At 68.5% G+C, this 11,038-nt stretch carries 11 protein-coding genes; 4 read left to right on the plus strand and 7 right to left on the minus strand.

Annotation, left to right across the window (positions count from 1 at the left end):
* Positions 1–583: HugZ family pyridoxamine 5'-phosphate oxidase (locus ABW137_RS19065; RefSeq protein ID WP_526402805.1), on the minus strand; the 583-nt coding region annotated here is incomplete at its 3' end.
* Between the two features lie 215 nt (positions 584–798).
* Here ABW137_RS19065 and ABW137_RS19070 point away from each other — a divergent pair.
* The 4 genes from ABW137_RS19070 to ABW137_RS19085 all read left to right on the plus strand — a co-directional run bounded on the left by ABW137_RS19070 (position 799) and on the right by ABW137_RS19085 (position 5,867).
* On the plus strand, positions 799–2,031 hold the full coding sequence (locus tag ABW137_RS19070) for a hypothetical protein (RefSeq protein ID WP_526402807.1): 1,233 nt from the start codon (positions 799–801) through the stop codon (positions 2,029–2,031).
* A 160-nt stretch (positions 2,032–2,191) separates the two neighbouring features.
* The gene (locus ABW137_RS19075; RefSeq protein WP_526402809.1) at positions 2,192–2,464 is read left to right on the plus strand and encodes a hypothetical protein; all 273 of its coding nucleotides are present in this window, start codon (positions 2,192–2,194) and stop codon (positions 2,462–2,464) included.
* 48 nt (positions 2,465–2,512) lie between these two features.
* The gene (locus tag ABW137_RS19080) at positions 2,513–3,862 is read left to right on the plus strand and encodes a maltokinase N-terminal cap-like domain-containing protein (RefSeq protein ID WP_526402823.1); all 1,350 of its coding nucleotides are present in this window, start codon (positions 2,513–2,515) and stop codon (positions 3,860–3,862) included.
* A 43-nt stretch (positions 3,863–3,905) separates the two neighbouring features.
* Positions 3,906–5,867: an ArnT family glycosyltransferase gene (locus ABW137_RS19085; RefSeq protein ID WP_526402811.1), complete on the plus strand. Its 1,962-nt coding sequence runs from the start codon at positions 3,906–3,908 to the stop codon at positions 5,865–5,867.
* Positions 5,868–5,870: 3 nt separating this feature from the next.
* Here ABW137_RS19085 and ABW137_RS19090 read toward each other — a convergent pair whose 3' ends face one another.
* From ABW137_RS19090 to glgX, 6 genes are all read right to left on the minus strand, one after another.
* Positions 5,871–6,812: a DUF1214 domain-containing protein gene (locus ABW137_RS19090; protein ID WP_526402813.1), complete on the minus strand. Its 942-nt coding sequence runs from the start codon at positions 6,810–6,812 to the stop codon at positions 5,871–5,873.
* A 22-nt stretch (positions 6,813–6,834) separates the two neighbouring features.
* Positions 6,835–7,575, minus strand: coding sequence for an ABC transporter permease (locus tag ABW137_RS19095; protein ID WP_526402825.1), 741 nt, complete (start codon positions 7,573–7,575; stop codon positions 6,835–6,837).
* A 112-nt stretch (positions 7,576–7,687) separates the two neighbouring features.
* Entirely contained in the window at positions 7,688–8,503 is an 816-nt protein-coding gene (locus tag ABW137_RS19100; protein ID WP_526402815.1) for an ATP-binding cassette domain-containing protein, read from the minus strand.
* Entirely contained in the window at positions 8,500–8,952 is a 453-nt protein-coding gene (locus ABW137_RS19105) for a MarR family winged helix-turn-helix transcriptional regulator (protein WP_526402817.1), read from the minus strand. The genes ABW137_RS19100 and ABW137_RS19105 overlap by 4 nt, the downstream gene beginning before the upstream one ends.
* A 103-nt stretch (positions 8,953–9,055) precedes the next feature.
* The gene (locus ABW137_RS19110; RefSeq protein ID WP_526402819.1) at positions 9,056–9,223 is read right to left on the minus strand and encodes a hypothetical protein; all 168 of its coding nucleotides are present in this window, start codon (positions 9,221–9,223) and stop codon (positions 9,056–9,058) included.
* Between the two features lie 72 nt (positions 9,224–9,295).
* A partial coding sequence (gene glgX / locus ABW137_RS19115) for a glycogen debranching protein GlgX (RefSeq protein WP_526402821.1) occupies positions 9,296–11,038 on the minus strand: 1,743 nt, incomplete at its 5' end.

Genomic DNA, 11,038 nt, shown 5'->3' on the forward strand with positions numbered 1-11,038 from the left:
GATGCTCGATCGCGCCTGCGGCGACGGGTTGCACCGGGTCGGGGAGGGCAGCGGCATAGTCAGCACCCGTCGCGGAGTCCATCCGCCCGTAGCCGCCGACCCACCGGACCCGGTCGACGCGCAGCACCCAGAGCGTGAAGTCGCTGTAGTCGACGTAGTACTTCGCGGCGGGAACGGCATCAAGGTGAGCCTGGCGCGCGGCGGCGAGGTCGGCTCCGACGGGCCGCTCCGCGACGCCAGCCAGCGTGATGCGCGAGTTGGCGAGCGGGTCGCTCTCGGTGGCCGCGGCGACGATCGCGATGCTGGCCCGTGGGTCACCGGTCAGGTTGCGGCCGTGCTCGGCCAGGTTCGAGACGCACAGCACTGGCGCCCCGCCGAGGAGTCCGTAGGTGACGAACGATGCCCACGGGTCACCCGTCGCCGTCAGGGTCGCCAGGGTGCCGCTGTTGGTGGACGCGGCGATGGTCCGCGCCTCCTCCGCGGCCGACGGCCGGGTGGTGTCGAGGGGAGGGGTTAGCGGGGGCGGCGCCGAGGGTGCGTCCCCCGGGTCGCCGTGATCGCGCAGGGAATCGCCGGAGGCCACGTCGGCACCCTACCCCTGGCTCACCGCGCACAGACATTCCGCAAACTAGTAGGCGGTTGCCGAGTTTCGATGCTCATGCTGATCACGGCGCGGCGAGGCCCTGATCCAGCGGCCGCTGGCAACCATTTTTTTACGCTTCAGTAGGTTCGTGTGCGAGAATTGGCACGCATCCTCCACCCGCTTTTCCCGCAGTTTTAGCTGAAACCAGAGGTGTCGTGCGGAACTCCGTGCTACGAGCCGTTCTCGCCATCACCGCAGTGCTTGCGGCGATGTTGATGAGTGGCGTCGGTGCGGGCTTCGCGATGGCCGACCCGGAGGATCCCGGTGACTCCACCGGAACGGAGGAGGGCACGGATCCGCCGCCGACCACCAGCGAACCGACGCCGACGGTTCCCCCGCCTCCCCCGGCATTCAACATCTTCGACATTCCCAACACCATCACCTCGTCACTGCGCGACATGTTCGGCCGACCGCTCAGCGTGTTCGGCAACGGACGCGTCCCCGGCACGCACACGCTGCCCGACGGAACGACGGTGGTGGATCCCGAAGTCACCACGAAGCGCAAACAAGACAGGAAGCCGGAAGAACCCGAGATTCCGTCGACCCTTCCGGATCCGGTCCAGCAGCCGGTGACGCCCAAGCGGCAGACCGTGACCAGCACGCTCGAGGTGACGCTGCCGTTCTCGCCGCCGGTGTCCATTCCGGTGCCGTCGGTTCCCGTCCCCGGGTACGAGGTGATGCACTGGCGGCTCAACCTCACCGACCCGTATTCGGCGTACTCGTCGATCAACGAGACCGTCCAGACCGTCAACTCGATCCTCGCGGACGCCTACGCCCCGTTCAACCCGTTCCCGCCGCCGCCGCGGCCCGAGCCGACGTTCCGGATCCTGCAGGAGGAACCGCAGCCGGTGGTCGAAGTCGACGGCGGCTATGCCACCCCGATGTCGGGCCCCTCAGCCGATCTCCCGGTGCTCCAGGCGCCCGTCCTGGTGGCGCCGCCGGTGCGCGTCAACGTCAACGTGCCGAGTCCGCACGCCGAGATCGTCGTCCCAGCCGTCGCGCCGGGGCAGATCCTCGGCGCGGGCAACGCAGGCGTCCGAACCCCCGAGGTGCGGGGATCGGTGACCCAAACCGGGTCGATACCTCAGGGTCAGGGCCAGGGCCAGGGCCAGGGCCCGGGGCAGGGGCAGGGCTCGGGTGGCGGGGCGTCGGCCAACGTTCCCGCTGCCGGTCTTGGCGCCAACGGAGTGGGCGGACTGGGTACGCCACCCATCCGCCAGGGGTACCCCCAATATCTGCGGTCGGCGCGTCCCGGCCAGTTGCTCGCCGTTGCGATCCCAGGTCTCGCCGGGCTGATCGCCATCACCATCAGCGGCAGCGTCATCGGCTACCGACAGGCCAATTCGGGTCGGCATCTGCGCAGCGAAGCCGCGCGCTTCATGCCGTGATCGCGCAGTAGTCGGTTCGACGGGGACGGTAATCGCGGGCAGAGAAGCCACCTGGAACTGCGAAGCCGACCCGGCGGCGGAGGAGCCCTCGCTGCCCCGCAACTTTCTGCCGAAGGTCTTCTTCGTCGTCGCGGCCGCCATCGGGTGGATTGGCTACGGCGTGGGGAGGTTGCTCTCCTACACCATCGTGGTGGTCCTGTTCCTCGTCTTTTCGCTGCTGGAGTTGGCCCCGGCGGTCACGATCATGCCGATCACGTTGCTACTGAGGGTGTTTGGCGTCAGCACGTGGCCGGCGGAGATCGGGCGGGCCGGTGCGCGCCTCGCGACCCGCCATGCCGGAGACTTCGCCGCCGCCGGTGCGCTGCGCGCCGGTCTGAGCGCCGACATCCCAGCGCGGCGTCCTTCCTGCCGGTCTGCAGCCGTCGCTCGGTGATTCAAAGCCGGAGTCGGTGGGTAGCTTTGAAGACTGATGACTCAGGCGATGAACGTTCGGTTCGACCAGTGGCTTCCGACCCAGAGGTGGTACGCCGGGCGCGGCCGTGACCTCTCCGACGTGCGGGCCGGTTCGGTGTTCCCGCTGCGCGACGGGCTCGACCTCGTGCTGCTGGATGCCGACTACTCGGACGGCACCACCAGCCGGTACCAGGTGCTGGTCCGCTGGGAGGAGGCGGTCGGCGCCGACGGAGTGGCGGCAGTGATCGGGGCGGACGGGGCACGGACCGCGTTCGACGCCCTCTACGACCCGGCCACCGCGCAGTACCTGCTGTCGCTGATCGACCAGTCCGCGACCATCGGGCCGCTGCGGTTCGTGAAGGAGCCGGGCGCGGAGCTGCCCATCCACTCGGCGGGCCGGGTGATCGGCGCCGAACAGAGCAATACGAGCGTCGTGTTCTCCGACGCCGCGATGTTCAAGGTGTTCCGGCGCGTCACTCCGGGGGTCAACCCCGACATCGAATTGAATCGCGAGCTGGCCCGCGCCGGCAATGAACACGTGGCCCGGCTGCTCGGCGCCGTCGAGACCACCATCGAGGGCGAGCCCTATTCACTCGGCATGGTCACCGAGTTCGCCGCGAACTCCACCGAGGGCTGGGACATGGCCACCGCGAGCACCCGCGACCTGGTCGCCACCGATGACAACGCCGCGTCCGCAGACACCGCCGACGCCGCCGCCGGTGAGGACTTCGCAGGCGAGTCCCGCCGGTTGGGGGAGGCCGTCGCGTCGGTACACCAGACGCTGGCCGGGGCGCTCGGAACCGCGACGGAACCCTTTCCGGTCGACACCCTGCTCGAGCGGCTGCACGCCGTTGCCGCCCTGGTGCCCGACGTCGAGCAGTATCGCGAGGCCATCGAGCAGCGCTACCGCGAGCTGTCCGACGCCACCGTCACCGTTCAACGCATGCACGGTGACCTACACCTCGGTCAGGTCCTTCGCACGCCGCAGCGCTGGCTGCTGATCGACTTCGAGGGGGAGCCCGGCCAGCCGTTGACCGAGCGCCGCAGGCCGGACTCACCCCTTCGCGACGTCGCGGGCATGCTGCGGTCCTACGAGTACGCCGCGTACCAACGGCTGGTCGAGCGCGCCGGGGGCGAGGACGCACCAGCCGACGATGGGCTGGCCGCCCGAGCCCGCCGGTGGGTCGACCGCAACTGCGCCTCGTTCTGCGACGGCTACGCGGCAGTTGCGGGCGCCGACCCCCGGGCCGAGGCCGGTCAGCTCGCGGCCTACGAACTGGACAAGGCCGTGTACGAGGCTGGTTACGAGGCCCGCTACCGGCCCAGCTGGCTGCCGATCCCGATGGCGTCGATCGCGCGGTTGGTCGGCTCGGCCTAGCAGCACCTTCAGCAGCCTCGACGGTGGCTCACAGGTAGCCACAATGTCGAAATGTCTCACTGAAGGCGTGACACAAACCGTCGGGACGCTCGATGCGCCCGAATCGCTGCCCGCCGAGCCCGCCGTGGTCCTTCGGGCACGGGTACTTAGCTGGGACCGGCTCAGCTTAGGCGCGCTGCTCGTCGCCACCGGCGCGCTCTACCTCTGGAACGTCACCATCAACGGGATGGGCAACCAGTTCTACGCCGCGGCGGTTCAGGCGGGATCCACGAACTGGGAGGCGTTGCTCTTCGGGTCGCTCGACGCGCACAACTTCATCACCGTCGACAAGCCACCGCTGTCGCAGTGGGTGATGGGACTCTCCGGGCAGTTGTTCGGGTTCAGCAGCGCCAGCATGTTGATTCCGCAGGCGTTGATGGCCGTTGCCGCAGTCGCGTTGCTGTACGGCGCGGTCGCGCGCATCAGCGGACCCCGCGCCGGACTGCTCGCCGGGGCGGCCCTTGCCCTCACTCCGGTCGCGGCTCTGATGTTCCGCTTCAACGATCCCGACGCGGCGATGGTGCTCATGATGACGGCGGCCGCCTACTGCACGGTGCGAGCCGTTCAGCGTGGCTCGCTGCGGTGGTTGATCGGCGCAGGGGTGGCGCTCGGCTTCGCGTTCCTCGCCAAGATGCTCGAGGGCGTCATGGTGATGCCCGCACTGGCAGCCGCCTATCTGGTGGCTGCGCCGGTTCGGCTCAGGGTCCGGCTGACGCACCTGCTGTGGGCGGCGCTCGCGGTTACCGTCGCCGCGGGCTGGTTCATCCTGTTGACGGTGCTGTGGCCTGCGTCGGCGCGGCCCTACCTCGCCGGTTCGACCGACAACAGCTTCATGAACCTGGTGTTGGGCTACAACGGTCTGGCCCGCGTGCTGGGACGCAACCACTCCTCGTTCGGGTCTGCGGCCCCGACGCCCGATGGGTCGGCCGTCGTCGACCTGGGGCAGGGGGGATTCGGGGGACGGTCGCAGGGCTGGTCCCGACTGTTGTTCGGCGAATTCGGTTACGAGATTGGTTGGTTGGTGCCGGCCGCCCTGTTGGCGGTGGTCGTCGTGCTGGCCCTGCGTGGCAGGGCTCCCCGCACCGACCTCGTCCGAGCGGGGACCGTCGTGTTCGGCGGCTGGTTGCTGGTCGACGGGCTGGTGCTGAGCTACATGCACGGGACGATCCACCCGTACTACACCCTGTCCATCGCGCCGCCCGTCGCGGCGATGTTCGCGATCGGCGTTCAGCAGACATGGGCCTGCCGCCAAGTACCTTGGTGCCGTGCGGCTCTCGTTGGCATTCTGCTGGCCGCCGGGTTGTGCGGGTGGTGGCTGCTGGGGCACACCGGTTCGTGGCCGGGTCTTCGGCGGGCAGTACTGCTCTGCACGATCGTGGGTTCGGTTGCGCTGCTGTGGAAGTGGGCGCCCGGGCGGCGCTCGTACGCCGCAACCGCATTGGTGCTGTTGGCGTTGGCGGGTGCCCTGGCCGGCCCGGCGGCGTACGCGGTGACGACCGTCGGCGTGGGGCACGAGGGCATCGGCCCGTCGGTGGGTCCCGCGCGCACCACCCACGGGGGTGCGGCGTTCATGCTGGGGCTCGGCAGAGGGGTGGACAACCCGGCGCTCGACGCGATGCTCGAGGCGACGCGCACCCCGTGGTCGGCGGCCGTCGACAGGTCCAATGCCGCGGCCGCGCTCGAATTGTCAACGGACACTTCGGTGATGGCCATTGGTGGGTTCTCCGGATCGGATCCCACCCCGACCCTGCAACAGTTCCAGGACGACGTCGCCAACCATCGGGTGGCGTACTACCTCGCCCCGCGCGGCTCCTCTCACGGCAGCGAGCCGGAGAAGAACGATCACGGGGAGGTGGTGCCCGCGCGGGCCCACGCCGACATCCTGCGGTGGGTGCGCGGACACTTCCATTCGACGACGGTCGGCACGGTCACCGCGTACGACCTGTCCGCGCCGAAGGTGCCGTGATGATCAGATGACTGGTTCCACGGCAGGCACGGCCCAGCGTCCGTCGAGCACCTCCGCGCGTGGCCGGTACATCCGGAGAAGGAAGTTCCAGCCCGGCATCACGTAGAGGAAGTTTGGCTCGTGCTGCGGATTGACCCCGAAGTGCACGATCACCGAGCCATCGGCTTCCCTGATTGCCGTTACGCTGTTGACGTTGTTGACGCCCAAGGGATTCGGTTGAAAGAACCCCTGCCCGTCGTACAGTGACACCGACCAGAACGCGTCGACTGGAACGTCGGCGAGGCGCAGCCGGTACTCCCCGACGGGGAGGCCGGGGTTGACGTTGACGTAGTCGGCCTCGTACTCGGGAAGTCCACCCCACGCGGACGCCGCACAGATCAGATGCCGGACCGGATCGACGTCGTCCCTGCGGCCGAAGGCTCGACGAAAGTCGGGCAATCCACCGGAGAGTTCGAGAAGTGCACTGCGGGTACGGGTCTGGGTGTTCGGATCGTAGTCGGGCAGTATGAACGGCTGCGCCGAGGTGGCGTGGACGGTCAATTGGTCTTGCAACGCGTTCACTTGGCGCACGTCATCGGGATTGCCAGGATCGACGAGGGTTCGCACCGCGAGCACGGCATAGTCGGTGCCGAGCTTCGCGGCGTCGAGGCGGTAGCTGCCGGCGTCGTGGAAGATGTCGGTGACGTAGTGATCCTGGGTCAGCACCATCGCCGACATGTAACGGTTCCCGGAGTCGGGCATGGTCAGCTCGGCGCCCGCGGTGACGTCGACGAGAGCGGCGCTGTACAGCGTGTCGCGGTTGAGGCGCACGATGGTTTGGTGGTCAAGCGGCGCCGGTTCGCGATAGTGGATCCACCGTCCGAGCCCTCCGGCATCGGCGAGCAGCCGTGAGAACATCAGGTCCGACTCGGCGCGGACGAAGTTGTCGGCGTTGACGGTGATCATGGCAGTCCTCCGATGGAGGACGCTACCCGACCAACCTCCGAAGCAGCGCCGACGCGGTGAAGACGCCGAGTGCCGCGGCGATCACCAGCACGGTGAGGTCGAGCAGCGTGTTTCCCGGCGTGCCGAGAAGGAGTGCCCGCAGCGCATTGACCTCGTAGCTCAACGGATTCACCGCCGACAGCCACCGCAGCCATTGCGGCATCACGTCGACCGGATACAGGGCGTTCGACGCGAAGAACAGCGGCATGGTGATGGCCTGGCCGATGCCCATCAGCCGGTCGCGGTTGCGCACCAATCCGGCGAGCGTCATCGACAGGCACGCGAAGAACGCCGAGCCAAGCACCACGACGGCCATCGCCGCGAGGATTCGCAGCGGGTTGGCCGTGAGGTGGATTCCCATCAGGTAGGCGATCACCATGACGCCGACGACCTGCGCCACCGATCGGACGCCGGCCGCGAATGCCTTGCCGGTGATGAGCGCCGACGCGGGTGCGGGGGTCACCATCAGCTTCGCGAGGATGCCCGCGTCCCGGTCCCAGACGATCTGGATGCCGTAGAAGATCGAGATGAACAGCGCCGACTGCGCGATGATGCCCGGCGCCAGGAACGCCAGGTACGGCACGTCGCCGGTGTCGATGACGTGCAACCGGGAGAACGTCTGGCCGAAGATCAGCAGCCACAGGGCGGGCTGAACCATGCGGGTGACCAGTTCGCTGCGATCGTGGGCGAGCTTCTGCAACTCGACGAGCGCGAAGGCACCCATCCTGCGCAGCAGGCCACCGACGCGCCGGACGCCGCGGGGTGCGCGGATCAGCTCGACGGTCACGCCGCCCGAGGCGGGACTGGGGCGAGCGGACTGATCAGCAGACTCACGATCAACTGACACGTCGGGCCGTCCTTCTGCTTGAGCGGATCTCGCGAAGGCCGCGTTTGGCGGCGTCCTCGGTCAGGTCCGAGCCCGCGTAGTGGCGGAACACGTCCTCCAGCGTCGCGGCGGGGGAGGCGTCCGACGTGATGCCCGCCTTGAGTTCGGTGGGCGTGCCGACGGTCTGCAACTCGCCGTGGTGCATCAGCGCGACGCGGTCACACAGTGCGTCGGCTTCCTCCATGTAGTGCGTCGTCAGCAGCACCGTCATGCCGTACTCTTCCTGCATGTCCGACACCTGCGACCAGACCCCGTCGCGGGCAATCGGATCCAGCCCCACCGTCGGCTCGTCGAGCAGCAACAGCGACGGTCGGTTCACTAGGGCTTGCGCGAGTTCGAGCCGTCGGACCATGCCGCCTGAGTAGGTGCCCGCGAGATTCTCGGCGACGTCGAGCAGTTGCATCGAGTCCAGCGCCTCGTCGACGCGGTTGCGACGCTGCTTGCGTGGCACGTCGTACAGCCGGGCGAACAGGTCGACGTTCTGTCGGCCCGTCAAGGCGGGCTCGATCGAAAGTTGTTGCGGCACATAGCCGATGTTGTGCCTGATGTCCATCGTGTCGCGTCGGGCGTCGAGCCCGAAGATGCGCACCTCGCCCTGTTGGACCCCGGTGAGCGTGGTCAGCACCCGCACCACGGTGGTCTTGCCTGCACCGTTGGGCCCGAGAAGCCCCATCGTCTCCCCGGCGTCGACCTCGAGGTTCAGATCGTCGACGGCGGTGAAGTCGCCATAGCGATGGCTCAGGTGGCGGCATTCGATGGCCTTCATCGTTCCTCCTCGCGTAGAAGTCGGGTCAGGTGTTCGAGCACGGCGAGGCCGTCCCGGAGCTGGTCCTGCTGGCCTGCGTCCAGTCGCGCGAGTGCCACGGCGAGCGCGGCCCTTCTGGCGGCGCGGGACTCGTCGGCCAACCGCTGCGCCGACTCGGTGAGACGGAGCCTGCCGACCCGCCTGTCCTCGGGGTCGACGTCGCGGACCAGCAGGCCGTCGGCGCACAGCCGCGAGACCAGCGTCGACGCCGTGTTTGGGGCGAGCCCCAGCTCGGCGGCCGCCTGGCGTACCGAGATGCCCTGCCGATGTCCGACGAGCCTCAGCAGCTCGGCCTGGGACTCCGGCAGGCCGGTGCCGATCGCCGGTCGCCCGACGGTGCGTCGCACCTGACGTCGGAACCGCCCGACCGCCGCGAAGAGGTCCGCGGCGAGATCGGTGTTGGTGAGCACCGAACCACGATACCTCTGTTGCAGAGCTAAATACCGCCCCGTGCGATTTGGGCGCGCTAACGTTCGCTGATTGAACGGAAACGCGCCCAAATCACCGGGGGACTCAGGGTTGGCGGGGGCGACGCCTGTCGGCGACGGCCTGCGCGGCCCGTCCGAGGCGGCGCATCGGCTGATTCGGATGGCTCCAGTGCGACCGGACGCAGGCGCCCATGCAGACGCCGACGAACACCATGAGCAGGAACGCTCCCACACCGAGGGCCGCGGACATCACCGCTCGAACTTAGTCCCGAACCGGCCATTCGGCATCTCAATCGACGCTGACGTCAACGAGCCAGCGCGGCCGTCAGCCCTGGACCGCCGCCGCCTGCAGCACGATGACCGAACGCGCCTCGACGGTCAGGTTGGCGCCCGCGGCCACCGGCCGCGAACCCTCCATGACCGCACCGTCGACCGTGTAGATCACCGGCTGCCAGGCTGGCCCGAATTCCTTGGGCGGAAGCGTGAAGTCGATCGGCTCGAAGTGCGCGTTGAAGCACAGCACGAACGAGTCGTCGGTGACCCGCTGACCGCGTGGATCGAGGTCGGGGATGCCATGGCCGTTCAGGTACACCGTGATCGACTTTCCGAAGCCCGAGCCCCAGTCCTCGTCGCTCATCTCCGAACCGTCGGGCGCGAACCACGAGATGTCCGGCAGACGCTCCGAGCCGCGGATGCGCACCGGCAACCCGTCGAAGAACCGGCGTCGACGGAAGATCGGATGCGCCGCCCGCAGCGCGGCCACCGACTGGGTGAATTCGATCAGCGCCTTGTCGGCGTTGGCCCAGTCGATCCAGGTGATCTCGTTGTCCTGGCAGTAGCCATTGTTGTTGCCGCCCTGGGTGCGTCCGAGTTCATCACCGTGGCAGATCATCGGAACGCCCTGGCTCAGCAGGGTGGTGGTGATGAAGTTGCGCTCCTGCTGGGCGCGCAGCGCCAGGATCTCGGGGTCGTCGGTCGGCCCCTCCACCCCGCAGTTCCACGACCTGTTGTGGCTCTCGCCGTCGTTGTTGTCCTCGCCGTTGGCCTCGTTGTGCTTCTCGTTGTAGGACACCAGGTCCCGCAGCGTGAACCCGTCGTGGGCGATGACGAAGTTGATGGACGCGACCGGCCTGCGCGCCGTGTGCTCGTAGAGGTCGGCGGAGCCGGTGAGCCGGGACGCGAACTCGTCGAGGGTGGCGGGCTCGCCGCGCCAGAAGTCGCGGACGGTGTCGCGGTACTTGCCGTTCCACTCGGTCCACTGCGGCGGGAAGTTGCCGACCTGGTAGCCGCCGGGGCCGACGTCCCACGGCTCGGCGATCAACTTGACCTGGCTGACCGTCGGGTCCTGCTGGACGAGTTCGAAGAACGTCGACAGCTTGTCGACGTCGTAGAACTCGCGGGCCAGCGTGGACGCCAGGTCGAACCGGAACCCGTCGACGTGCATCTCGGTCACCCAGTACCGCAACGAGTCCATGATCAGCTGCAGCGCGTGCGGGCTGCCTGCGTTCAGGCTGTTCCCGGTGCCGGTGTAGTCCATGTAGTAGCGCTTGTCGTCGTCGACCAGCCGGTAGTACGCCGGATTGTCGATACCGCGCATCGACACCGTCGGGCCCATGTGGTTGCCCTCGGCGGTGTGGTCGAACACCACGTCCAGCAGCACCTCGATGCCGGCGTCGTGCAGGTCGCGCACCATGGCCTTGAACTCCCACACCGCGGCGTCCGGGCCGTTGGCCGCGTAGCCGGCGTGCGGCGCGAAGACCCCGATGGTCGAGTACCCCCAGTACTCGCTGAGCCCCCGCTCCAGCAGCGGCTCGGCGTCGACGAACTGGTGCACCGGCAGCAGCTGGACCGCGGTCACCCCGAGCCGCCGCAAATGCTCGATCACCACCGGATGGGCCAGCCCGGCGTACGTGCCGCGCTGGTCCTCCGGGACCCCCGGGTGCCGCACGGTCAGCCCGCGGACGTGCGCCTCGTAGATCACCGTGTCGGCCCACGGGGTGCGCGGCGGCCGGTCCCCGCCCCAGTCGAAGTACGGGTTGACCACCACCGAGGCCGGCAGGTGGGGCCA

This window comes from Mycobacterium sp. (genome assembly GCF_040509115.1).
Lineage (GTDB): Bacteria > Actinomycetota > Actinomycetes > Mycobacteriales > Mycobacteriaceae > Mycobacterium.